The organism is Agrobacterium vaccinii (assembly GCF_021310995.1).
Taxonomy (GTDB): domain Bacteria; phylum Pseudomonadota; class Alphaproteobacteria; order Rhizobiales; family Rhizobiaceae; genus Agrobacterium; species Agrobacterium vaccinii.
In genome coordinates this window covers 1,654,375-1,678,580 of record NZ_CP054150.1, presented here as the reverse complement: position 1 = coordinate 1,678,580, position 24,206 = coordinate 1,654,375, and the positions used below count along the sequence as shown (strand labels likewise).

The window sequence follows — 24,206 nt, the reverse complement described above, 5'->3', positions numbered from 1 at the left end:
CATGGACAACCCCAACGTCATGCAGCCACCAGAACCGGTTTTCCGCAAGGAGACCGGGCTGAAGCATCTCTTCGCCGCTGCGCGCTATTCCGCGCAGGGACTGTCGCGGCTGTGGAAAGAGGCGGCGTTTCGCCATGAAGTTCTGGCGCTTGGCGCGGGGCTGGCGGTGATGGGCGTCATCGGTGCCCCGCTGGCGCATTACCTGATCTTCGTGGTGCTGATGCTGCTGTTGTTTTCGATCGAAGCGCTCAATACGGCCATTGAGGAAATCGTAGACCGGGTGTCGCCGGAGTTCTCCTCCGCTGCCCGCAACGCCAAGGATCTCGGTTCTTTCGCAGTGTTCTGTCTGTTGATGGCGAATGGCGGTTTCGTGCTCTACTCGCTGGTTAGCACGATCTTTTTTCCGGTCGCTGCGCTTTAAGCGAACGACCGTTTGCGCGGCTGCACGACCTGCACGTCTTCGACGGCTGGAATGCTTTGCAGCACGCGCTTGGCAGGCAGAATGGCAATGACTTCGGTGCCTTCGCGCAGGCGCGATTTCAGTACGAACTGGCCGTCATGCTTGGCAAGAATGGCCTGTACGATGGGCAGACCGAGGCCCGTTCCCTGTTCGGCACTCTTGATAGCAATCGAGCCCTGGCCAAAGGCCGAGAGAACGACGGGAATTTCCTCTTCGGGAATACCCGGGCCGTTATCGCGAATGGCGACATATTGCCCGCCGCCTGCCGTCCAGCCCGCCTTGATGGTGATTTCGCCGCCCTGTGGGGTGAATTTCACGGCATTGGACAGAAGATTGAGAATGACTTGCCGGATCGATTTTTCATCGGCCCAGACATGGGGCAGGGTGGTTTCGAACTGCTGTGAAATGCGGATGTTCTTGGCGCGCGCCCGAAGTTGGATCATGCCCACGCAATCATCTGCGATTTCCAGAAGCGCGATGGCTTCTTCATGCAGGTCGTATCGCCCGGCTTCGATGCGTGACAGATCGAGAATTTCGTTGATGAGGTCGAGAAGGTGCTGGCCCGAGCGGTGAATATCGCCGGAATACTCTTTATATAAGGGATTGTTCAGCGGTCCGAGAACTTCAGACGCCATGACCTCGGAAAAGCCGAGGATGGCGTTGAGCGGAGTCCGCAACTCATGTGACATGGAGGCGAGGAAGCGCGACTTGGCCATGTTGGCCTCTTCAGCCCGCCGGCGCGCCTCGTCCGACATGGATTTTGCCACTTCCAGCTCGGCGATCAGATCGTCTTTTTCCGACTGGAAGGACAGGAGCTTGATGCTGGACTGGTAAAGGCGCTTGGTGACGTGGTGGCAGAACAGCATGGCGAGCGCGAACATCAGCGCCAGACCAATTTCCATCGGGCTTCGCGAAAGGGCTGCCGTCACACTCAGCGCAACAAGCACGGGCAGGAACGTCATCAACATGGCGCGCCGTAGCAACACGTTGGATGTCGCCGTGATCGACAGGGCAATCAGCAGCGTACCGCCCTTGTAGAACATGATCAGCGCCGGGTCGCCCGCCTCTATTTTCTGGATGGCAAACAGCACCCAGACAAGGCCGATGACGATCTGTGCGGCAAGGAATATGGTCTGCCATGTGGACAGATTGGCGGGTGTCAGTTCCTGACGCGATGCGCGACGGGCAAACAACAGGGCGATGGCGTGGGCGGTCAGTGCCAGCACGGCCCATGCAACTATTTGCGGATCGCGGCTGATATAGATGCCGACGCCGGTTGCCAGTATCGTGAACAGAGGCATGATCGTTGCGCTCTGCAACGTCTCGGCAATATGCATCTGCAGCATGTCACGCTCGAAAGCATTGCCGCTGACCGGGCCGTATTGCAAGCGTTCGCGCGTCGCCTTGACCGTATCGAACACCGCCTTGTTACGGCGCGTTCTGGAACGGTCGACGATGTTTTTGTCAGCGATGGTGCTGGCGCTTTTACTCATTGATACAACGCGAATGATCTAAAGACTTGCAGCCTAGTCGCAAAATCTTAAGAAGATGCTGCCGCTAAAGGATTTGTTTGCCATTTCTGAAAAGGGTTTGTTCTTACATGAGACGAAAGTCGGGCGGGCCATTCCGGCTGGTGAAGGACGGCATCATCGCCGTTCTGTTGCTGGTGATGGGCACGCTGATTGCAGCGCGGGTGGATGGTATCAATCAGGAGCGGTTTTCGGGCCGGTTCACGGCGGTGGATGGTGACACCATTGCCCGTGACGGCGAACGCTTCCGGCTGCTCGGCATCGATGCGCCGGAACTAGACCAGAGCTGCCAGCGCAGCGCAGATGAATGGCCCTGCGGCAGGCAGGCGAAAACCTATGTCCAGACGCTGCTGCAAAGCGGAGCCGTGGACTGTTCCGGCAGTGAGCGCGACCGCTACAAAAGGCTGCTCGTTCGTTGCATGATCGGAGAACGAGATCTGGCAGGCTTGATGGTTGCAGCCGGTTATGCGGTGACCACGGAATATTTCCTGTTCTCCCGAGAACAAGCGCAGGCGCAGGACCGGCGCGCTGGCATATGGTCCGGTACCTTCGAGCAGCCACGGGATTGGCGACGGGAACACAAGGCCGCCGACATGGATGTGCCGCTGGCCGGAGTGCTCAGCCTGATCAGGCAGATCATGGGATGGTAGGGACGCGCATGGTGCCGGATCATCCAGACGTTGCCGCGCTTCGGCTGCACATTGCGCAATGCAGGCTCTGTCGTGACGCGCCGCTGAAAGGCGCCCAAGATCGCCTGCCGCACGAGCCGCGCCCGGTTGCGGTCGTTTCCACCACAGCAAGGCTGCTGATCGCCGGACAGGCGCCGGGCCTGAAAGTGCACGAGAGCGGATTGCCGTTCAACGACGCCTCGGGCAACCGGCTGAGGGACTGGCTGGGTGTGAGCAGGGAGACGTTCTACGATCCAGACCGGTTTGCGATCGTGCCCATGGGCTTCTGTTTTCCCGGGTATGACGCCAAGGGCAGCGACCTGCCGCCGCGCCGGGAATGCGCTCCGCGCTGGCGCGAGACAGTGATGCAGGCGATGCCGCAGGTCGAGTTGGTGCTGGCAATCGGGCAATATGCGCAAGCCTGGCATCTGGGCCCGCGACGCATGAAAACAATGACGGAAACGGTGCAAAACTGGCGCAGCTATTTCCATACCAACGAGGGCATTCCGGTGCTTCCACTGCCGCATCCCAGCTGGCGCAATACGGCGTGGCTGCGGAAAAACCCGTGGTTCGAGGAAGAGTTGTTGCCCGTACTTCGTCAGTCTGTGGAAAGGCTTATCGCCTGAAACAAAATTCTTTTTTTCTCTTTTTTTTAGTGTAAACAGAGGAAAATAATTCTGGAGGAGAGTAGATTGGACCGCCTCGACCGAAAAATACTACGAATTTTGCAGGAAGATTCCACACTTGCTGTCGCCGATCTTGCCAAAAAGGTCGGTCTTTCAACGACGCCGTGCTGGCGCCGTATCCAGAAAATGGAAGAAGACGGTGTCATCCGCCGCCGCGTCGCCATTCTCGACGCTGGCAAGGTCAATACCAAGGTCACGGTCTTCGTCTCCATCCGCACGGCATCTCACTCCATCGAGTGGCTGAAGCGCTTCTCCGAAGTGGTTTCCGAATTCCCCGAAGTGGTGGAATTCTACCGCATGAGCGGTGACGTGGATTACCTTCTGCGCGTCGTCGTACCCGATATTGCCGCTTACGACGCCTTCTACAAGCGCATGATCGCCAAGATCGAAATCCGCGACGTCTCCTCTGCCTTCGCCATGGAGCAGATCAAATACACGACCGAACTTCCGCTTGACTACATGCTGCTGGACAATCCGAAGTCCGGCGAGGAGTGAGGCGCTGAATATCTCGACCTGAGCCACCACTGTTCGGGTCAACTTTCATGGCTTTGGTTCTGTAAACCAAACAAAAGGCCCGGAAGCAGTTAGCTTCCGGGCCTTTCTCATTTCAAACATCAAGCCTTAGTTCTGGGCGACTGGGCGGACCAGCGGGGTGATGCGGCGGATGGTGACGCGGCGGTTTTCCTGGCTTGGGCCGAGAGTCTGGACCTTCAGGTAGCGCTCGCCATAGCCCTGTGTCGTCAGGTTTTCCGGCGGGATGCCGTAGACATCTGAGAGAACATTGGCGACGGAGGCGGCGCGCTGGTCTGACAGCACAAGATTGCTTTCATCGTTACCAACCGCGTCCGTGTGGCCTTCGATGAGGAAGGTTTCTGCCGGGTTGTTCTTCAGGACCTTGTTCATCGCGTCCGCGACCTTGCGCAGCGACTGTGCCTGGCTCATCGGAATTTCCGCACTGCCTGTCGCGAAGGTGATGGTATCGAGGTCGATACGGCGCACCATGTCGCGAACGCGGGCAGAGTAGCGAACCTCATCCAGCGAGTAGACGCGCTGAACTGGTTCGACCGGCGGCTGTTCGAGGAAGCGGTAGTAGTCGCGATCCTCATCCGAAGACGTGTCGATGATGTACTCGTTGACGGGAATACGCAGACGCAGTGGTGGCAGGTCGAGACCTGGGTCACGATAGACGTATTCGCGGTCAGGCTGATCGACGAGCTCAGGTGCGTAGAACAGCACGTACTCACGGCCACGTGCATCGATACGCGAACGCTGGACGACGTCGCCATAGCGGTTGCGGATCGTTACGATCTGCGTGCGGTCAGGACGCTCGATGGTTTCGCGGTAGCGGTCACCGGGCAGGCGCTCGTAGTAAGGTTTTGCGCCGTCGCTGATGAAGCGGTCGTCGTCATTGCCACGCACGACCACGCGGTCGCCGAATTGCAGGAAGACGCGGTCGCCCATATCGCGGTCACGCGGCATGTCACGGGGACGCCATTCCCGCACGCCGTCTGGACGGTCGAAATCGGGACGACGGTCGATGCGCTCACCCTGGACATTGGTGATGTTCTGGATGACGATTTTCGGAGCGGATGCACCGTCACGGCGGGAAGAGGACTGTGCTTCGGCGTCGGATGTCGGGACCTTGAAGTCGCGACCCTGCTCACGCTCAAGACGACGCTGCTCGCGTGTCTGCTCGTTGCCGCTGCGATAGGCTTCCTTGTCACTGTCGAGAACGGCAGCACCCTTGTCGACCGGCAGAAGCACGGTGTCCGAGGACTTGGACGGGTCCTTGGCAACGGCGCGTGCCTTGTCGAGCTGTTCCTTGGTGGATGGAGGAGCTTCCTGCTGAGGTGTCGCGACCTGCGTTGGGGCTGGCTCGTTTGCCGGTGCCTGTCCGGTGGTTGCGCCATTTGGAACCGCTGGTTCCGTTGGAACAGGGGCTGGCTCACCGTTCTGGCCGCGCGGCGGGCGTGGCTGCTCGGATGGCTGCTGGCCGGGAGCAGGGTTCGGCTGATCGGTTGGAGCAGGGGCCTTGCCGGGTGTCGGTGGCTCTGCGGGGACAGGGGTCTTTCCAGCTTCAGGTTCTGGGGCAGGCTTTCTGCCGGGAACGGCTGGCTTTTCAGGCTTGGCTTCTTCAGCGCCCGCAGGTGCGGCGTCGGGAGCCGGGCGAGGGCGCTCACCCTGTGCCTTTGGCGGTTGCGTGCCTTCGGCCGCCGGCTGCTGCTCGCGTTGTGGACGGCGAGGAGTTTCCGATGGCTGCTCTGCCTTTGGCTCTGCGGGGGCGGCGTCTGGCTGTGCGTTACGGCGTGGACGCTCCGGTGTCTGCTCACCGTCTGCTGCTGGCTGCTGGTCGCGCTGAGGGCGGCGACGCTCCTGCTGCTGCTCAGGCTGCGCCTGTGCAGGGGCCGCATCCGGCTGGGCTTCGCGACGCGGACGCTGCTGTGGTTCGGCAGCACCTTCCGGTGCGGCTTCGCGGCGAGGGCGCTCCTGCTGCTTTTCCTGACGCTGCGGTTCGGGGGCCGCCTCAGGTGCGGCTTCACGACGTGGGCGCGCTGGTGCCTCTTCCTTTGGCTGCTCCGCGCGGGGCGCTTCGGCCTTAGGCTCTGGCGCCCGTGGCTTTTCGGCCTTGGGCTCTTCCTGCTGCTCTTGCTGCTGGCGCTTCTTGGGAAGCTCCTCGGCAGGCGGTTCGGCCTGCGCCACCAGCATTTCGCCGCTGGCAGGCGTCGAATGGCTGGCAGTATAGTATGGTACGCCGTTGCCCGTCGCTGCAAGCGCAGGCTCGGCGACCATGGCAATCGACATCAGGGGGAAGACCACCCCGGTCAGCAGCTTGTTTTTCTTCAGCATCAAAGTTCCTCACCTAGAAATCGTTTGTACCGCTTGTTTACGGATTTAGAAAAACGCGTCTGCACATGCGGGCGGTGAACAACGTCCGAATTGCAGTCTGGTTCCCATGATGACGGAGCGGGTCTGTACCTGAAATGAACAGATCAAGGCCATTTCATGGGCTGTTTGTGGCGTTCGTTGCGGTGCGAAACGATTAGGGTTGCATTTTCAAGACAAGGATAAGACTATCCGGCAAGCGCGGCGCTCACCCATAGGGATGAGTGCGCCACGCGAAACATTTACCGCCCGGAAAACACAAACAAGCCGGGGCGGATCTGCCGAAAGAGAGGATCGAAATGCGTATCTCCACCCGTCTGCTTGCTGCTGCATCGATTGCCGCGATGTCGCTATTCTCCGGTGCCGCCATGGCGCAGGACAAGCTGGTTATTGGCACGGAAGGCGCCTACCCACCCTTCAACGTTCTTGAAGCAGACGGCACCCTGACCGGCTTCGACATCGACATTGCCAAGGCGCTTTGCGTGGAGATGAAGACAGAGTGCACCTTCGTCACCAACGATTGGGACGGCATCATTCCGGCCCTTCAGGCCAAGAAGTTCGACGCCATCGTAGCGTCCATGTCGATCACACCAGAGCGTCTGGAAAAGGTCGATTTCTCGAAGAAATACTACAATACACCTCCAGCAATCGCCGTACCGAAGGACAGCCCGGTTAAGACGGTCGAAGACCTGAAGGGCAAGACCATCGGCGCGCAGGGTTCCACCACCCACGCAAACTACGCGGAAAAGCACCTGGCTGATTCCGAGCTGAAGCTTTACCCGACAGCCGACGAGTACAAGCTCGACATTACCAATGGCCGTATCGATGGCGTGATCGACGATATCGTCGTTCTCTCGGAATGGGTCAAATCCGACGCAGGCGCTTGCTGCAAAATCCTTGCCCCAATGCCCGTCGATGAAGCCATCAATGGCCAGGGCGCCGGTATCGCAGTGCGCAAGGGCGACACGGCACTTGCCGACAAGCTGACTGCTGCCATCGCCGCCATCCGCGCCAACGGCGAATACAAGAAGATCAACGACAAGTACTTCGATTTCGATGTTTACGGCAAATAAGCCGCTTGCCTGTTGAATAGTGTGGCGGAAGGCTTGCCCTTCCGCCATTTTTGTTTGAGAACAGAAGACTAAAATAATACGAAACGCGCGGCAAAGTCCGCAGGGGAAATTGGCATGAGCGGAGCACTTTCCGCCATAGGTTCGTTCTGGACCTATCTGACGTATCTCTTCGATCCCTTCTGTGGGCCGGTTGGCATCTTCTCTCTTTTCGGCAATGGAACCCTGCTGGCCTGCGGCGATGGCTGGGGCGACGAAATTGCCTTCGGCGTCAAGATCACCATTTCGGTGGCGCTGGCGACTTTGCCGATCGGTCTCACCGTCGGTTTTCTCATTGCGCTGGCGGCGCAATCGCAGGAAAAGTCGCTGCGACTGGCGGCTGGTATCTACACCACCATCTTTCGTGGCCTGCCGGAGTTGCTGACGCTCTTCATCGTCTATTACGGCATCCAGATGCTGCTGCAATCGGCGGGCAGCTATATCGGCATTTCCGGCCCCATAGAGATCAACGCGTTCGTTGCGGGCATGGTGGCGCTGTCCGTGGTGTTCTCGTCCTATGCGTCGGAAGTGCTGCTATCGGCTTTCCGCGCCATTCCCAAGGGGCAGTTCGAAGCGGGTGACGCGCTGGGCCTTTCGCGCAGCCGCACCATGGTACTGATCATCATTCCGCAACTTGTGCGTATCGCGCTGCCCGGCATGACGAACCTGTGGATGATTCTGCTGAAAGACACGTCCTACGTCTCGATCATCGGCCTGTCCGACATCCTGCGACAGACCGGCATTGCCGCGCGTGTCAGCAAGGAAGCCTTCTTTTTCTACGGCATCGCCTGCCTTCTTTATCTTTTCCTTGCGCTCATCTCATCCTTCGGCCTCGGCTTCATCGACCGTTGGGCCCGCCGCTCGGAGGCAAGCCGATGAGCCATGTGGATCAGTTGATACCGGCACGCCCGGCACCTCCGGCCATCGCAAGGCCGCTGTCGACCGCCAAAATCGTCGGCGTTACCGTGACAGGCCTGTGGCTGCTTCTGGCACTGGGCCTGCTTTACAGCGTCGTCTCGGATTGGGACCCGGACAAGTTCACCCGCTACGGGCCGCGCTATCTCGACGGTCTGTTGACGACGATCACGCTAGTCGGCACATCGATCATTCTTGGCGCGTTGTTGTCGCTGCCGCTGGCCTTCGCCCGCATGTCGCGCAACCGCATCATCGGGTCGCTGGCCTTTGTCTACGTTTATGTCTTCCGCAGCACGCCGCTTCTGGCGCAGCTCTTCCTGATCTACTATGGCCTTGGCAGTTTTCGCCCGGAACTGGAATCCGTCCATCTCTGGTGGTTCTTCCGCGAGGCCTGGTATTGCGGACTGCTTTCGCTGACGCTCAACACCGCAGCCTATCAGGCGGAAATCCTGCGCGGTGCGATCCAGAGCGTGCCGAAGGGGCAGCATGAGGGCGCCAAGTCGCTGGGCATTTCCAAGCTCGTGACCTTCTGGAAGATCGTGCTTCCGCAAGCCTTGATCGTGGCGCTCCGTCCATACGGCAACGAGATCATTCTGATGATCAAGGGATCGGCGGTCGTGTCCATTGTCACGGTCTTCGATCTGATGGGGCAGACGCGCTATGCCTTCTCCCGCACGTTCGATTACCAGACCTATCTCTGGGCGGCGATTTTCTACCTCTCTATGGTCGAAATACTGCGCCACACCTGGGCACGGATCGAGGCGCGGCTGACCCGCCACCTTGCGCGATGAACTCGCTGGCAGCACTCACTGCGAGTGAATGCTAACGATCTGAAATATATAACTATTTTGTGACAGATCGGCCAATTGGCAAGGTTCGGTTAACCATGTCATGTTCCCATGGTCATCGATACCAGATGGTATCGGCGACCAACAAGAACGGGAGCAGCCACCATGAACAAAGACATGGAAATGATGCTGAAAGGCTACGGCCTGACCACTGCCGAAATTCTCTACCGAATGCCGGATCATCCGGTCGTCCTGCAAACCTATCTTTGGCAGAACTACGATCTCGCACCCGATTTTCCCGAAATGCACGGTTTTCTGAAATTCTGGCAGGAAAAGCTGGATGGTCCGCTGCACTCCGTGCGCTACATTCATCGTCAGCTGATTTCCGCGCAGGAATGGCGTTCGCTGAAGGGCGAGTTCATTCTTCACTGACGAAACACATATTGCACCATCCGGCTTTGGAGACTAAGCAGGCGTCAAAACCTGACATCAAGCCGGGATGCGCACTGTGACGAACAACCAGAAGATCGACGAAGAAGCTCTTGCCGAGGCCTATAACCGCGCCCTTGCGCTGGAAAAGGCTGGCGATATCGACGCGGCCGTGAAGGCGTACGAAGACGTCCTCGCCATCGACCCGGAAGATCACGGTGGCGCTGCCGTGCGTATCGCGTCCATGGGTCGCGGCGAGACACCGCCCAAGGCGCCGGACGCCTATGTCGAGACCCTGTTCGACCAGCAGGCCGAAGCCTTCGAGGATATTCTCGTCGAGCAACTCGGCTATGCCGTGCCGATGATCGTGCGCCAGCGCCTGCAAGCACTGGAGCTCGGGCCCTTCAAGCGCATGCTGGACCTGGGCTGCGGCACGGGTCTGACGGGTGAAGCCCTGCGCGACATGGTCGATGACATCACCGGCATGGACCTGTCCGAAAACATGGTCGAGATCGCCCATGAGAAGGACATCTACGAGACGCTCTATGTCGCCGAAGTCGAGGACTTCTTGGAAGACAATGACGACGACGCTTTCGACCTGATCACGGCAACCGACGTGCTGCCCTATCTTGGCGCGCTGGAACCGATTTTCTTCGGCGCGGCGGAAAACATGGTCGAGGGTGGCCTGCTCATCTTCTCATCGGAAACCCTGGCCGACGACGTTCTGGCTGGTCGCCCCTTCATGGTCGGCCCGCACCAGCGCTTCGCCCACGCGGAAACCTATGTCCGTGAACGCTTGACCGCCACCGGGTTCGAGGTCGTCGAGGTGACCGACATCAACGTGCGCATGCAGGATGGCCACCCGACGCCGGGCCATCTGGTGATTGCGAAGTTCAAGGGATAAAAAAAGGCGCACCTGACGGGTGCGCCTTTAAACATATCCATGAAATGGGTGACGCCTTAAACCAGCGCCACCGCGATCTCAGCCGCAAGGCGTGCATTGTTGCGCACCAAGGCAATATTCGTATCGAGGCTGCGACCCTCGGTGATCTCGAAAATCTTCGACAACAGATATGGCGTGACCGCCTTGCCGGCGACCTCATCTTCCTCGGCATGGGACAGTGCGCGGGTGATATAGACCTCCATCTCCTCGCGGGAGATTTCGTCTTCTTCCGGCACTGGGTTGGCGATCAGCATGCCGCCATCGATACCCAGCTGTTCGCGCGTAGACTGGAAATTGGCAATCGCCGCCGGGCTGTTGAGCGACAGCGGGCTCTGGATGCCCGACGCGCGGGACCAGAATGCCGGAAATTCCGTCGATCCGAAGGTCACGACCGGCACGCCGTTGGTTTCGAGCACTTCGAGTGTCTTAGGAATATCGAGAATGGCTTTTGCGCCCGCGCAAACCACGATCACGGCGGTTCTGGCCAGTTCGGTAAGGTCTGCAGAAATATCGAAGCTTTCCTCGGCTCCGCGATGCACGCCGCCAATTCCGCCCGTGGCGAAAACCTTGATGCCAGCATGTTCAGCGGCAATCATGGTGGCGGCAACGGTGGTGGCGCCCGTGCGGCGCTCGGCAATCGCAAAGGCGATATCCGCGCGCGAAACCTTCATCGCGTCCTTGGTCTGGGCCAAGGCTTCCAGCTCATGCTTCTCCAGACCGATATGCAAGGTGCCATGAATGACGGCGATGGTTGCTGGCACGGCGCCCTGATCGCGGATGATCTGCTCGACGCTTTCCGCCATCTGGATGTTGCCGGGGTAGGGCATGCCGTGGGTGATGATGGTGGATTCGAGCGCGACGATGGGCGCGCCGCGCTGCTTGGCGGCGGCGACTTCTTGCGAATAAGCGATAGGCAGCAGTGAGGGCAGGGGCTTTGTCATCATAGGTTTCCGGATTTATTTCAGGGGTCTGTTCACACCATTTCGGCTGGCGGCACAAGAGCCAGCATGGCGTCCAGCGTTTGCGGGTTCAATTCATGCGCCGTGGCGCTAGGTGACTGTACGGTGATGGCGGCAGCCGCCGCACCCCAGCGAAGCGCCTGCGATGGAGGCTCTTTGCGCAGTGTCGCGGCCAGATAGCCCGATGCCATGGCATCGCCTGCACCGGTCACGTCCCGCACGGCCTCGATCAAGGGCGGGCGCAGAATAGCGGTTTCGCGCTCGGAAAATGCAACGACCTGCCGCGCTCCGCTGGTGATGACACCACCGCGCAGGCCAAGCGCTGCGAGATGACGCGGCCAATCGCTGGCATCCTCGACGGTCTGGCCGGTCAGTGCCCGCGCTTCGGCTTCGTTCATGAACAGCATGTCGATATCAGGTAATGCCGCCTTAAGCCTGACGACCTTTGCCGGAGAGATGGCGATGGCGGCCAAATGCTTGCCGCAAACCCTCGCAGCGACGCCGATGGCGCTCAGCGTGTCCTCTGGCAGATTGGCGTCGCACAGGATGACATCGCAGCCCATGATCGCTTCGCGAACGGCGCGCACCCGCAGGCGGCGCGGTGTGAACAGGCGGTAGAGCTCCATATCGGCAATGGCGATGACGAGGTTACCGTCACGCTCCAGAATGGCGGTGTAGCTCGGCGTGCGCCGGTCGAGAAAGGTAAACGGCGTGTCCTCGACGCCTGCATCGTGGGCTGCCGTCGCCACGGCCGCGCCATTCGCATCGCCCCCGCGTGGTGCGATCAGCCTGACCTGAAAGCCGAGGCGCGAGAGATTGCGCGCCGCATTGAAACCGCCGCCGCCTGCCTCTTCCATCCATGCGCCGGGGTTGCTGGCACCCATGGTCGTTTCGGTCTCGATCATGCCTCGCCGGTCTATGTGCGCACCGCCCAGAACGAGTATTTTTTTCACTGCCAAATTTCCTGTTTCGATAGGCCGGAGGTAGGTCGATTCGTGCCGGACGGGTCATTCCAACCCTATTTTAAGTGCCTCTTTTTCCACAGACAAAAAAGAAAAACAAAAGTGGAACAAAGGACTTATCCATATTTGTTTTCAATATGATGATCGCGCCTTGTGGAATGAGAACAAATAAAGTACAAAATCCCCACAGAGAGCTTCATTGCCTGTGCGGCTTCAATAATCTAAAGGTGGTTTCCAGATGGCACAAAATTCTTTGCGTCTTGTAGAGGACAAAGCAGTGGATAAAAGCAAGGCACTGGAAGCGGCGCTTTCCCAGATCGAACGTGCGTTCGGTAAGGGATCGATCATGAAGCTCGGTTCCAATGAAAGTATCGTCGAGGTCGAGACCATTTCAACCGGTTCACTTAGCCTCGATGTTGCGCTCGGTATTGGCGGTTTGCCTAAGGGCCGTATCGTGGAAATTTACGGGCCGGAAAGCTCCGGTAAGACGACACTGGCGTTGCAGACCATTGCAGAGGCCCAGAAGAAGGGCGGCATTTGCGCCTTCGTGGATGCCGAACATGCGCTTGACCCGGTCTATGCCCGCAAGCTCGGCGTCGATCTGCATAATCTGCTGATCTCCCAGCCGGATACGGGTGAACAGGCGCTTGAAATCACAGATACGCTGGTGCGTTCGGGTGCCGTTGACGTTCTGGTCGTCGACTCAGTTGCGGCGCTGACGCCACGTGCGGAAATCGAAGGCGAAATGGGTGATAGCCTTCCGGGTCTTCAGGCCCGTCTGATGAGCCAGGCGCTGCGCAAGCTGACGGCTTCGATCTCCAAATCGAAGACCATGGTGATCTTCATCAACCAGATCCGTATGAAGATCGGCATCTCCTACGGTTCTCCGGAAGTGACGACAGGCGGCAACGCGCTGAAGTTCTACGCTTCCGTTCGTCTCGACATTCGCCGCATCGGCGCCGTCAAGGATCGCGAAGAAGTGGTCGGCAACCAGACGCGCGTCAAGGTCGTCAAAAACAAGATGGCGCCTCCCTTCAAGCAGGTCGAATTCGACATCATGTATGGCGAAGGCGTTTCCAAGACCGGCGAACTGGTGGATCTGGGCGTGAAAGCTGGTCTGGTCGAAAAGGCCGGTGCCTGGTTCTCCTATAAGAGCCAGCGTCTGGGGCAGGGGCGTGAAAACGCGAAAACGTTCCTCAAGGAAAATCCTGCCGTGGCCGAAGAAATCGAACTGGCGCTGCGCCAGAACGCCGGATTGATCGCCGAGAAGTTCCTCCAGAATGGTGGACCTGAAGCGGATGCGGATGGGGTCGATCCCGACGCATGATCAGACCTCACGGGGTTGAGGTCTTGATATATTCGAGCATTTGAAGATCAAAGGTCGTGCGATTGTGTCGCGCGGCCTTTATTTGTGCTGTAACCCCGCCCTCTTTGGCTGGACAGGCAGGGTGGCGGACGATAAAAGCCAGTGTTTTTTATGCTATAGCCGCGGGATCGCGTGGAAATGAAGGACTTCTGATGAGCGGTGTAAATGAAATCCGGTCGACCTTCCTCGACTACTTCAAGAAGAACGGCCACGAGATCGTGCCATCCAGCCCGCTGGTGCCGCGCAATGACCCGACATTGATGTTCACCAATGCGGGCATGGTGCAGTTCAAGAATGTTTTCACCGGACTGGAAAGCCGCCCCTATTCCACAGCCGCCTCGTCGCAGAAGTGCGTGCGTGCCGGTGGCAAGCATAACGACCTCGACAATGTCGGCTACACCGCCCGTCACCACACCTTCTTCGAAATGCTCGGCAACTTTTCCTTCGGCGATTACTTCAAGGAAGAGGCGATCAGCCATGCATGGAACCTGATCACCGGAGAATTCGGCATCGACAAGAACCGCCTGCTGGTGACGGTCTACCACACCGACGACGAAGCCTTTAACCTGTGGAAGAAGATTGCCGGTTTCTCCGACGACCGCATCATTCGCATCCCGACAAGCGACAATTTCTGGGCCATGGGCGATACCGGTCCTTGCGGCCCTTGCTCCGAAATCTTTTATGACCACGGCGATCACATCTGGGGCGGCCCTCCCGGTTCTGCCGATGAAGATGGTGACCGGTTCATCGAAATCTGGAACCTCGTCTTCATGCAGTATGAGCAGGTGACGAAGGAACAACGCATCGATCTCCCGCGCCCGTCCATCGATACCGGCATGGGTCTCGAGCGTATCTCCGCTCTGCTTCAGGGCAAGCATGACAATTACGACACCGACCTGTTCCGCGCGCTGATCTCCGCTTCCGTTGAAGCGACCGGTGTTCCTGCGGAAGGCGAAAACCGCGCGAGCCATCGCATCATTGCCGACCACCTGCGCTCCACAGCCTTCCTGATTGCCGACGGCGTTCTGCCATCCAATGAAGGCCGCGGCTACGTTCTGCGCCGCATCATGCGCCGCGCCATGCGCCATGCCGAATTGCTGGGTTCGCGCGAGCCGCTGATCTGGAAGCTGCTGCCCGCCCTCATCCAGCAGATGGGCCGCGCCTATCCTGAACTGGTGCGTGCCGAAGCACTAATATCCGAAACGCTGAAGCTGGAAGAAACCCGTTTCCGCAAGACGCTGGCCCGTGGTCTGACGCTGCTGTCGGATGCGACATCCACGCTCCACAAGGGCGATATGCTGGATGGCGAAACCGCCTTCAAGCTTCACGACACCTATGGTTTCCCGCTCGATTTGACGCAGGACGCGTTGCGCGCCCGCGAAATCGGCGTTGACGTTGCTGGCTTTACCGACGCGATGGAGCGCCAGAAGGCCGAGGCCCGCTCGCACTGGACCGGCTCTGGCGACAAGGCAACGGAGACCGTCTGGTTCGAGCTCAAGGAAAAGCACGGCGCAACCGAGTTTCTGGGCTACGACACTGAAACGGCAGAAGGCATCGTTCAGGCGATCGTCAGGGATGGCAAAGCCGTAGATGCGGCGTCTGAAGGCGAGAGCGTGCAGATCGTCGTCAATCAAACCCCATTTTACGGCGAATCCGGTGGCCAGATGGGCGATACGGGCATCATCGTGTCTGATGAGGGCACGTTTACGGTCACCGATACGCACAAGAAGGGCGAAGGCCTTTTCGTGCATGTCGGTAGCGTGGCAAAGGGTGGCGTCAAGGTCGGTGATGAGGTGCAGTTGACGGTGGATCACGATCGCCGTTCGCGTCTGCGCGCCAACCACTCCGCCACGCACCTGTTGCACGAAGCTCTGCGCGAAGTCCTTGGCACCCATGTTGCCCAGAAGGGCTCTCTGGTCGCGCCAGAGCGCCTGCGTTTCGACGTGTCCCATCCAAAGCCCATGTCGGCTGAGGAACTGAAGATCGTCGAGGATATGGCAAACGAAATCATCCTGCAGAACTCTCCCGTCGTTACCCGCCTGATGAGCGTGGACGATGCGATTGCGGAAGGTGCCATGGCGCTTTTCGGAGAGAAATACGGCGATGAGGTTCGCGTTGTGTCCATGGGAACCGGCATTCACGGTGCCAAAGCCAATCGTCCGTACTCTGTCGAACTTTGCGGCGGCACGCATGTTGCAGCGACAGGCCAGATCGGTCTCGTGCGCGTTCTTGGCGACAGCGCCGTGAGCGCAGGTGTGCGCCGTATCGAGGCGGTGACGGGCGCGGGGGCTCTGGCCTATCTGGCTGAGCAGGATGAACGCGTCAAGGCGCTGGCATCATCGCTGAAAGTTCAGCCCTCTGAGGTGCTAGGCCGCGTCGAAAGCCTTGTCGATGAGCGCAAAAAGCTGGAGCGTGAACTGGCAGACGCCCGCCGCAAGCTGGCCATGGGTGGCGGTTCTGCGGAAGGTTCTGCTGGCGATGTGAAAGACATCGGCGGTGTGAAGTTCCTCGCCCGATCCATGTCCGGTATCGATGCAAAGGACCTCAAGAGCCTTGCTGACGAAGCCAAGGCCAGCCTTGGCTCCGGCGTCGTTTTGCTGATTGCCGTCTCTGACGATGGCAAGGCCAGCGCCGTTGCTGCCATGACCGAAGACCTGACGGCCCGCTTCAGTGCGGTCGATCTCGTTCGCACCGCATCCGCCGCTCTCGGCGGCAAGGGCGGCGGCGGACGCCCCGACATGGCGCAGGCCGGTGGCCCGGATGGGGACAAGGCTGATGCGGCGATTGAAGCGGTTGCGGCTGCTTTGGCTGGGTGAGTTGATGGGAGTGCTGCGAAAGCACTTCATGTTATCCAAAGTGCCGAAATGACGATGGAGGTGAGCCAGCATCACACCTCCATCCGTCATTCCGGCCTTGAGCCGGAATCCAGTCAGACCAGGTCCTTGGTCTGAAAGAACTCTTTTAGCCGCGCAGACGCGCGTCTACTGGACCCCGGATCAAGTCCGGGGTGACGGAAAGAAGAAGCGTTTCGTCGGACAGTCGTTGGCGCAAGCCCGAGGGTGACGATGGATAAGGATCGACTTAGGTCGTCATCACCAAGGTCTTGCAGCCCTCCCGATCGTGGTGACTTAACCCGCCGCCTGTTGCGCCTTTACCGCATCGTCATCCATTTGCCATGCGCGCTTATAGGCCGAGCGGTCTTGCAGATCCGCGAGGTAATCCACGAAGCGCTGGCGCTTTTCGATGGAGCCGAAACGCAGGCCCCAGTTGATTTGTGAGCCGATGTAGACATCGGCAGCCGTAAATTGGTCTCCCGCAACATAACGGTTGGCGTTGAGTGCGTGCTCCAGCGTGTCCATGACATCGGAATAGGCGCCACAGCCTGCCATGCGCTGCTTGTCGGGGCCGATTTCAAAGCCCATGGCTTTGGTGGTCACAGCCATTTCGAGCGGGCCAGCGGCATAGAAAAACCAGCGATAATAGGTGCCGCGATCCGTGATGGCTGGGGCGAGATTGGCTTGCGGAAATGCGTCCGCAAGGTAGGCGCAAATGGCGGCGCATTCCGTCACCACTGTGTCGCCGTGTTTGATGGCCGGCACTTTGCCCATAGGATTGATAGCCTTGTAGGCTGCCGACTTCATGCCGTCGCTGTCGTAGCCGAGATATTGCGTTTCATAGGGCGCGCCCACTTCCTCCAGCATCCAGCGCACGATGCGTCCACGCGACATCGGGTTGGTGTAGAATGTCAGTTCACTCATGATCTCTCTCCCTCTTGTTTTCTGATTTCGAAATTGCATTGCGTCTGCGACGTAATCAAGACAGAGGCCATCCGGCCAAAAGAAAACCCGGCGCTAAGGCCGGGTTCTCGTGGTCAGTCATGAATGTTGCCGATCAGGCAGCCATTGCCTTCTTGAGGTTTTCGTCGATCTTGTCGAGGAACGCCGTTGTGGAGAGCCAAGGCTGATCCGGGCCGATGAGCAGTGCCAGATCCTTGGTCATGTAACCGGCTTCGACGGTGTCGACGCAAACGGTTTCCAGCGTGGAGGCGAAGCGTGCCAGTTCGGCATTGTCGTCCAGCTTGGCGCGGTGAGCGAGGCCCCGGCTCCAGGCGAAGATCGATGCGATGGAGTTGGTCGAGGTTTCCTGACCCTTCTGATGCTGGCGGTAGTGACGTGTCACCGTGCCGTGGGCGGCTTCGGCTTCCACCGTGCGGCCATCGGGCGACAGAAGAACTGAAGTCATCAGGCCGAGCGAGCCGAAGCCCTGCGCAACCGTGTCCGACTGCACGTCGCCGTCGTAGTTCTTGCAGGCCCAAACGTAACCGCCGGACCACTTGAGAGCGGACGCAACCATGTCGTCGATCAGGCGGTGCTCATAGGTGATGCCGACTTCGTCGAACTTCGCCTTGAATTCCGTCTGGTAGATTTCTTCGAACAGATCCTTGAAGCGACCGTCATAGGCCTTGAGGATGGTGTTCTTGGTGGACAGGTAAACCGGCCACTTGCGCATCAGGCCATAGTTCATGGATGCGCGGGCGAATTCGCGGATCGACTCATCCAGGTTGTACATGGCCATTGCAACGCCAGCGCCGGGCGCGTCGAACACGTCCTTTTCGATGACCTGACCGTCTTCACCAACGAACTTGATGGACAGCTTGCCCTTGCCGGGGAACTTGAAATCGGTTGCCTTGTACTGGTCGCCGAAAGCGTGACGACCGACAACGATCGGCTTCGTCCAGCCTGGCACGAGGCGCGGTACGTTCTTGCAGATGATCGGCTCGCGGAAAATAACGCCGCCGAGAATGTTGCGGATCGTGCCGTTCGGGCTCTTCCACATCTGCTTGAGGTTGAATTCCTTGACGCGATCTTCGTCTGGAGTGATCGTCGCGCACTTGATGCCAACGCCGTGCTTCTTGATGGCGTGGGCCGCATCGACCGTTACCTGGTCGTTGGTAGCATCGCGGTTTTCAACGGAAAGATCGTAATATTCGATATCGAGATCGAGGTATGGCAGGATCAGCTTGTCCTTGATGAGCTGCCAGATGATACGGGTCATTTCGTCGCCGTCGAGATCGACGACCGGATTGGCTACCTTGATCTTTGTCATGAATTCCTCACCTTCGAGAACGATTGCGCCGGGAGGGCGCGATATGCAAAAAATATCCCGTGGCGCTATAGCATCGCGAGCGCCGAAGGCAAAGCCATGCACGTTCTTTTTTGGACTTGCTAAAACATACTGGGACACATTGCCAAAATACATTGGGCTACTAAAGTCTGGCGAATCGCTTACGTAGGGTAAGCTTGCTACCAGGACATCATCATGCGGAAACTTCTGCTCGCCTCTGTCACCATTCTCTTTTCCTGCAACGCCTTTGCGGCAGACCCCACGGAGCCGGTCAAGAAGGTGATGGACATCACCGTCAAGAACTGGTCCGGCGAGGCGGATGACTGGAAATACATCTTCGACGAGGATTTGCTGAGCACGCTATTCAGCAAGGAATTCATCAAGCAGTACCGCGAGGCCTCCAAGAAGCCTGCATCCGAAGTCGAGAGCGGCGATAAGGGTGATCCGTTCGGCTACGACGTCGTGACGAATTCGCAGGATGGTTGCCCTTTGCAGGATGTCGCGATTACCGCAGCACCGCCGAAAGATGGCGTGAGCGATGTCACCGTGAAGTTCAAGCTCTGGGCCTGCATGGATGAGGCGGAGATGAAGGCAAGCGTCGATCAGGTAAATTTCGACGTCGTGGAAGAGGATGGCAAGCCCGTCATCAACGATATCCACCGCGTGGGCGACGATGGCCGCGATTCCCTGCTTCAGGAGATGGCCAACATCATCAAGGGCGAATAAGCAGCGCATGCCTGTGCTGTGCCTTTGATTTGTCGCAAAAACTGTGCCAGTGAAGCCGAAAAATCGGAAGGCGAATATGGCAGGTACGAATAGCGAGCTCGAGCTTGTGGCTGAGGGTCCGGCGATCATTCTGGTCGAGCCCCAGCTGGGCGAAAACATCGGCATGGTGGCGCGGGCCATGGCCAATTTTGGCCTGGCCGAGTTGCGCCTCGTCAACCCGCGCGATGGCTGGCCGAGCGAGAAGGCGCGCGCCGCGGCCTCCAAGGCCGATCACGTCATCGACCACACGCGTGTTTTCGATACGATCGAGGAAGCGACCGCCGACCTGCAATTCACCTATGCCACGACGGCGCGAGAACGTTACGGCTTCAAGCCGGTGCGTGCGCCCGTGGTTGCCGCACAGACATTGCGCCAGAAATTTACGTCAGGCGAAAAAACCGGCATCCTCTTCGGGCGCGAGCGCTGGGGCCTGACCAATGAAGAGGTGGCGCTGGCCGATGAGATCGTGACCTTCCCGGTCAATCCCGCCTTCGCATCGCTCAACATTGCGCAGGCCGTGCTGCTGATGTCCTATGAGTGGATGAATTCCGGCATGGAAGACCTGAGCCAGACGCTGTTCGTGCCGCTGGAGCAGAAACAGGCGACGAAGGAGCAGCTTTACGGGCTGTTCGAGCAGCTGGAAGAAGCGCTGGATGCGCGAGGCTATTTCCGCCCCGAAGGCAAGAAGCAGCGGATGATCGAAAATCTGCGGGCTGTCTTGTCGAGGCGCGCGCTGAGCTCGCAGGAAATCAGCGTGCTGCGCGGGGTGTTCGGCACCTTCGACAAATATGGCCGCCAAACACCACGCGGCAGCAATGGCCCTTATGCTGACGGGAGCAATGCACAGGATGACATCGATAACGCGTGATCCCAGCGAGATACCACTCAAGCCGGTGCTGGTCCTCGACAGTGGCATTGGCGGACTGACTGTCCTGCGTGAGGCGAGGGTGCTGATGCCCGAGCGTAGCTTTGTCTATGTGGCCGATGATGCCGGTTTTCCCTATGGCGGCTGGGAAGAGAGCGCTTTGACCGAGCGGCTTTTGTCGCTGCTTAAGCAATTGATCGAGACTCACGACCCTGAAATCTGCATTGTTGCCTGCAACACGGCTTTCACGCTGGCAGGTGTGGCGCTGCGGGCAGAGTTTCCCGAAATGACCTTCGTTGGTACCGTTCCGGCGATCAAACCGGCGGCGGAACGGACCCGTTCCGGTCTTGTCTCGGTTCTGGCCACGCCCGGCACCGTCAAGCGCGCCTACACGCGCGATCTCATCCAGTCTTTCGCTTCGCAATGTCATGTTCGTCTGGTGGGGTCTGAAAACCTGGCGCGCATGGCGGAAGCGTGGATACGGGGGGAGGCGATTTCCGATGACGAGGTGACAGCGGAAATAGCGCCATGTTTCATCGAGGACAGCGGAAGGCGCACCGATATCGTCGTTCTGGCCTGCACGCACTATCCTTTCATGGCCAATGTCTTCCGAAGACTGGCGCCATGGCCTGTGGACTGGCTGGACCCGGCGGAAGCCATTGCACGGCAGGCACGGCGCAAAGTGCCGTTGGTGGAGAGCGCGGAGCATCCCGACGGTTTCGACGTTGCCATTTTCACCTCCGGTCAACCGGATTTCACGACCCGCAGACTGATGCAGGGCTTCGGCCTCCGTGTCGCCGGGTAGCGGACTGCTCATCTGTGACATTTTTGCACTGATTTTTGCTCTTTGATGCAATTCGGGATTGAGTGGCTTGAAATCGAATCGAAGCCATGTCACAAAATTCAAGCCCGCAACTCAAACAAGGAGGCTACAAATGAACACATTTAATTTGCACGGCCTTTTTGGCGTGGTTCGACTTATGGCAGCGGTTCATACCGCCTATATGGTGCCATCAGTGCGACGTGGAACAGCGATTTAAAGCCGTTCCTATAGCCTTTATAGGCATTTTTAACTTGTCTCATAACGTGTCGGTCCCCGTTTAGTCGTCGCAGAGTCTATCTGCGTCTGTTGGTCCCCGCACGTCTTTTCCCATCACGAAAGGACCTGGTCGCCACAGTGCGCCGGGGCGGATTTCCTATGTCTCATGAACAATCTTTACGTGTAAATGATGTTTCGAAAGAAGTTGATGATCTGTTCAGGCATTTCGGTGTCTGGACGACGTTCAAAGCCGTACTGGTGGTTGCCTGGCAGCATCGGCAGAAGAAGGTGTATGTCTCGCATCTGTCTGACCACATGTTGCGTGACATCGGTCTTCCTGTCAGCAAATATCGGTTTGAAATACCATTGTTACCACCTTGGACCCCACGCTTTTGAGGGTGGTGGCCTCCTCGGCAGTCATTCTGCCGGGGAGGTTTATTGTGATGCAGCTGAAATCTTGAGATAAGCCATGCAGACTTCCATAGAAAAATTGTCGACCATTGACGCAGAGGCTTATCGTGACCTTCGTCTGGAAGGCTTGGCTGCTCATCCGGAAGCCTTCGGTGCTTCGTTTGAAGATGAGGCCGTGTTGTCAGTCGATGATTTCGCTCAACGCCTTGAAGAAGGAAACGTTTTTGGCGCTCGTTGCACCGACACGAATACTTTGGTGGGTGCCGTTGGCCTTCGCATTTCGACGGCTTTGAAGACCAGACATAAAGGCGCGATCTGGGGCATGTATGTGCGACCGCAGACGCGCGGCTCGGGCATTGGGGCTGCCCTCATCAAACACGCACTGGACTATGCCAGGCCGCTCGTTGAAGAGGTCACCATCATTGTTGGCGCGTCGAATATTGCTGCCCATAAACTGTATATCAAAATGGGTTTCGAGCAGTATGGGTTTGAACGGCGCGCGTTGAAAATCGGGCCAACCTATTATGATGAAGTGCTGATGGCGGTGGTTCTCAACCCGCCCACCGGGCAGTGACGGCCTAAGGTCGACCGCATCGATTGACATGCTTTCGACTTGGTGGCTTGCTCCGCATTATCATCACAAGGGGACATCATCATGCCGATTGAAAACTGGTTGGCCTTCGTGGCCGCATCCGCTGTCATGCTCGCCATTCCCGGGCCGACGATCTTGCTCGTTATTTCCTATGCGCTTGGTCACGGTCGCAAAGCCAGTTCCGCGACTGTGGCGGGCGTGGCGCTGGGGGATTTTACGGCGATGACGGCATCCATGCTGGGGCTGGGTGCGCTGCTGGCGACATCTGCTGCGCTGTTTACCGTTCTGAAATGGGTGGGTGCCGCTTATCTGATTTATCTCGGCATCAGGCTGTGGCGTGCGCCGGTCAGCGGTGAGGGCGCGCAAGAAGCGGCGACCGGCAAAGAGCGTCCGCTTAAAATCTTCCTGCATACTTATATTGTCACGGCTCTGAACCCGAAAAGCATCATCTTCTTCGTGGCATTCCTGCCGCAGTTTCTGACGCCATCGCTGCCGTTCTGGCCGCAGGTGATGATCTTCGAGGTCACGTTCCTTGTGCTTGCCACCTGCAATGCGGCTCTTTATGGATTGCTGGCAAGTGCGGCCCGCAATTCCATTCGCAAGCCAAAAGTCCAGCGCATCGTCAACCGTACAGGTGGAAGCCTGCTGATCGGGGCTGGCCTGCTGACCATGGGTTGGAAGCGCGCCGCCGGTTAAGAACGCCGCAATCTCGTGCGGCACCCGATTGGATAAAAACAAAATGGCCGTGCCGCATATCTTTCTCGCCCTGATCACCGTGTTTTTGTGGGGCTTCAATTTCGTTGTCATCAAGGTCGGCGTCATGGATATGCCGCCCTTGTTTCTAACGGCGTTGCGATACTTCTTTGCTGCAGTTCCCCTGGTCTTCTTTTTGTCGCGCCCGAAAGTGCCTTGGAAGCACATGGTCGTCTACGGCATGGTGATGGGCTGCGCGCAGTTCGGACTTTTGTACACCGCCATCAAATGGGGGCTTCCTGCCGGGCTTGCGTCGCTGGTCATGCAGTCTCAGGCGTTTTTCACCATGGCGCTCGCGGTAACGCTGCTGGGTGAGATACCACTGAAATCGCATATTGCGGGCGCCGCCGTTGCGTTCAGCGGTCTGGCTGTGATCGGTCTTGAGCGTCTTGATATCGACGCGATGGTGCCTCTGCTTATGTGCGTTGGTGCCGCCTTTAGCTGGGCCCTCGGCAATATCGTCAATCGCAAGGTCGGCAGGGTCAATGCCGTGTCTTTCGTTGCCTGGACAAGCCTTGTGCCGGTGCTGCCGCTTATGGCTCTTTCTCTGGTTTTGGAAGGGCCGCAGGCTATTTCGGCAGGTCTGGCATCTGCCAATGTCATGACAGTGCTTGTCGTGGTCTACATGGCTTATGGGGCAACGATTGTCGGCGCGGGTATCTGGAGTTTCCTGCTGCTGCGGTATCCGGCGGGCACGGTTGCGCCATTCTCGTTGCTGGTGCCGATCGTCGGTTTTCTCGGCGCTTACTTCGCTTTCGCAGAGGAAATCACGCTGCTGGAGATCATTGGCAGCACGCTGGTTGTTGCGGGGCTGGCGCTAAACGTGTTCGGACGTCGCCTGTCATGGGGCCGCGTTGCGTCCTGACGAGGGGAGATATTCCCTGTGCATTGTTGCGATAGGCAGGGGTATTCGGTTAAAACTTTGGTAAAGAGATGGTTCGCGCGGCGAGCCAGCGCATC

At 58.5% G+C, this 24,206-nt stretch carries 24 protein-coding genes; 18 read left to right on the top strand and 6 right to left on the bottom strand.

Annotated elements, in window-relative coordinates:
• Nucleotide 1 precedes the first annotated feature (1 nt).
• Complete coding sequence (locus HRR99_RS08415; RefSeq protein ID WP_233121146.1) at nt 2–421, top strand: diacylglycerol kinase; 420 nt, start codon at nt 2–4, stop codon at nt 419–421.
• Here the strand turns inward: HRR99_RS08415 and HRR99_RS08410 are convergent.
• The gene (locus HRR99_RS08410) at nt 418–1,953 is read right to left on the bottom strand and encodes a sensor histidine kinase (protein ID WP_111838186.1); all 1,536 of its coding nucleotides are present in this window, start codon (nt 1,951–1,953) and stop codon (nt 418–420) included. The two genes, HRR99_RS08415 and HRR99_RS08410, sit on opposite strands and share 4 nt — an antisense overlap.
• 107 nt (nt 1,954–2,060) lie before the next feature.
• Between HRR99_RS08410 and HRR99_RS08405 the strand changes: the two genes are divergently transcribed.
• The 3 genes from HRR99_RS08405 (at nt 2,061) to HRR99_RS08395 (ending at nt 3,838) form a co-directional block, all read left to right on the top strand.
• On the top strand, nt 2,061–2,639 hold the full coding sequence (locus tag HRR99_RS08405; protein WP_233121145.1) for a thermonuclease family protein: 579 nt from the start codon (nt 2,061–2,063) through the stop codon (nt 2,637–2,639).
• An 8-nt stretch (nt 2,640–2,647) separates the two neighbouring features.
• Nucleotides 2,648–3,283 (top strand): uracil-DNA glycosylase family protein, encoded by a 636-nt coding sequence (locus tag HRR99_RS08400; protein ID WP_233121144.1) that lies wholly within the window; start codon nt 2,648–2,650, stop codon nt 3,281–3,283.
• A 66-nt stretch (nt 3,284–3,349) separates the two neighbouring features.
• Nucleotides 3,350–3,838, top strand: a complete 489-nt coding sequence (locus tag HRR99_RS08395) for an Lrp/AsnC family transcriptional regulator (protein WP_111838188.1) — start codon at nt 3,350–3,352, stop codon at nt 3,836–3,838.
• 126 nt (nt 3,839–3,964) lie between these two features.
• On the opposite strand, the gene HRR99_RS08390 is transcribed toward HRR99_RS08395, so the two are convergent.
• A complete protein-coding gene (locus tag HRR99_RS08390) occupies nt 3,965–6,190 on the bottom strand; it encodes an OmpA family protein (protein ID WP_233121143.1) in 2,226 nt (741 codons plus the stop codon).
• Nucleotides 6,191–6,525: 335 nt separating this feature from the next.
• Here HRR99_RS08390 and HRR99_RS08385 point away from each other — a divergent pair, with 335 nt between their 5' ends.
• The 5 genes from HRR99_RS08385 (at nt 6,526) to HRR99_RS08365 (ending at nt 10,371) form a co-directional block, all read left to right on the top strand.
• Nucleotides 6,526–7,299, top strand: a complete 774-nt coding sequence (locus HRR99_RS08385; protein ID WP_111838190.1) for an ABC transporter substrate-binding protein — start codon at nt 6,526–6,528, stop codon at nt 7,297–7,299.
• 114 nt (nt 7,300–7,413) lie between these two features.
• A complete protein-coding gene (locus HRR99_RS08380; RefSeq protein ID WP_233121142.1) occupies nt 7,414–8,214 on the top strand; it encodes an ABC transporter permease in 801 nt (266 codons plus the stop codon).
• Nucleotides 8,211–9,041: an ABC transporter permease gene (locus HRR99_RS08375; protein ID WP_233121141.1), complete on the top strand. Its 831-nt coding sequence runs from the start codon at nt 8,211–8,213 to the stop codon at nt 9,039–9,041. The genes HRR99_RS08380 and HRR99_RS08375 overlap by 4 nt, the downstream gene beginning before the upstream one ends.
• 162 nt (nt 9,042–9,203) lie before the next feature.
• Nucleotides 9,204–9,470, top strand: a complete 267-nt coding sequence (locus HRR99_RS08370) for an usg protein (RefSeq protein WP_111838193.1) — start codon at nt 9,204–9,206, stop codon at nt 9,468–9,470.
• A 76-nt stretch (nt 9,471–9,546) separates the two neighbouring features.
• Nucleotides 9,547–10,371 (top strand): class I SAM-dependent methyltransferase, encoded by an 825-nt coding sequence (locus HRR99_RS08365; protein WP_233121140.1) that lies wholly within the window; start codon nt 9,547–9,549, stop codon nt 10,369–10,371.
• A 56-nt stretch (nt 10,372–10,427) separates the two neighbouring features.
• On the opposite strand, the gene HRR99_RS08360 is transcribed toward HRR99_RS08365, so the two are convergent.
• The gene (locus tag HRR99_RS08360) at nt 10,428–11,351 is read right to left on the bottom strand and encodes a pseudouridine-5'-phosphate glycosidase (RefSeq protein ID WP_233121139.1); all 924 of its coding nucleotides are present in this window, start codon (nt 11,349–11,351) and stop codon (nt 10,428–10,430) included.
• A 32-nt stretch (nt 11,352–11,383) separates the two neighbouring features.
• Nucleotides 11,384–12,322 carry a carbohydrate kinase family protein gene (locus HRR99_RS08355; RefSeq protein ID WP_233121138.1) on the bottom strand — a complete coding sequence of 313 codons (939 nt, stop codon included), beginning with the start codon at nt 12,320–12,322 and terminating at the stop codon, nt 11,384–11,386.
• A gap of 247 nt (nt 12,323–12,569) precedes the next feature.
• On the opposite strand from HRR99_RS08355, the gene recA reads away from it, so the two are divergent.
• Both recA and alaS read left to right on the top strand, forming a co-directional pair.
• Nucleotides 12,570–13,658 carry a recombinase RecA gene (gene recA / locus HRR99_RS08350; RefSeq protein WP_111838196.1) on the top strand — a complete coding sequence of 363 codons (1,089 nt, stop codon included), beginning with the start codon at nt 12,570–12,572 and terminating at the stop codon, nt 13,656–13,658.
• A gap of 191 nt (nt 13,659–13,849) precedes the next feature.
• Nucleotides 13,850–16,513: an alanine--tRNA ligase gene (alaS, locus tag HRR99_RS08345; protein ID WP_233121137.1), complete on the top strand. Its 2,664-nt coding sequence runs from the start codon at nt 13,850–13,852 to the stop codon at nt 16,511–16,513.
• 312 nt (nt 16,514–16,825) lie between these two features.
• Here the strand turns inward: alaS and HRR99_RS08340 are convergent, their stop codons facing one another.
• A complete protein-coding gene (locus HRR99_RS08340) occupies nt 16,826–17,455 on the bottom strand; it encodes a glutathione S-transferase family protein (protein ID WP_233121136.1) in 630 nt (209 codons plus the stop codon).
• A gap of 133 nt (nt 17,456–17,588) precedes the next feature.
• Nucleotides 17,589–18,803: an NADP-dependent isocitrate dehydrogenase gene (locus HRR99_RS08335; protein ID WP_112500010.1), complete on the bottom strand. Its 1,215-nt coding sequence runs from the start codon at nt 18,801–18,803 to the stop codon at nt 17,589–17,591.
• Between the two features lie 213 nt (nt 18,804–19,016).
• Here HRR99_RS08335 and HRR99_RS08330 point away from each other — a divergent pair, with 213 nt between their 5' ends.
• The 7 genes from HRR99_RS08330 (at nt 19,017) to HRR99_RS08300 (ending at nt 24,111) form a co-directional block, all read left to right on the top strand.
• Entirely contained in the window at nt 19,017–19,547 is a 531-nt protein-coding gene (locus HRR99_RS08330; RefSeq protein WP_233121134.1) for a hypothetical protein, read from the top strand.
• 76 nt (nt 19,548–19,623) lie between these two features.
• Nucleotides 19,624–20,454: an RNA methyltransferase gene (locus HRR99_RS08325; protein WP_045230362.1), complete on the top strand. Its 831-nt coding sequence runs from the start codon at nt 19,624–19,626 to the stop codon at nt 20,452–20,454.
• A complete protein-coding gene (murI, locus tag HRR99_RS08320; RefSeq protein WP_233121132.1) occupies nt 20,435–21,256 on the top strand; it encodes a glutamate racemase in 822 nt (273 codons plus the stop codon). Before HRR99_RS08325 ends, murI begins: the two co-directional genes overlap by 20 nt.
• 393 nt (nt 21,257–21,649) lie before the next feature.
• Nucleotides 21,650–21,886: a DUF1127 domain-containing protein gene (locus HRR99_RS08315; RefSeq protein WP_233121131.1), complete on the top strand. Its 237-nt coding sequence runs from the start codon at nt 21,650–21,652 to the stop codon at nt 21,884–21,886.
• A gap of 73 nt (nt 21,887–21,959) precedes the next feature.
• The gene (locus HRR99_RS08310; protein ID WP_233121129.1) at nt 21,960–22,475 is read left to right on the top strand and encodes a GNAT family N-acetyltransferase; all 516 of its coding nucleotides are present in this window, start codon (nt 21,960–21,962) and stop codon (nt 22,473–22,475) included.
• An 81-nt stretch (nt 22,476–22,556) separates the two neighbouring features.
• On the top strand, nt 22,557–23,189 hold the full coding sequence (locus tag HRR99_RS08305) for a LysE family translocator (RefSeq protein ID WP_233121127.1): 633 nt from the start codon (nt 22,557–22,559) through the stop codon (nt 23,187–23,189).
• Between the two features lie 43 nt (nt 23,190–23,232).
• A complete protein-coding gene (locus tag HRR99_RS08300; RefSeq protein WP_233121126.1) occupies nt 23,233–24,111 on the top strand; it encodes an EamA family transporter in 879 nt (292 codons plus the stop codon).
• Nucleotides 24,112–24,206 lie beyond the last annotated feature (95 nt).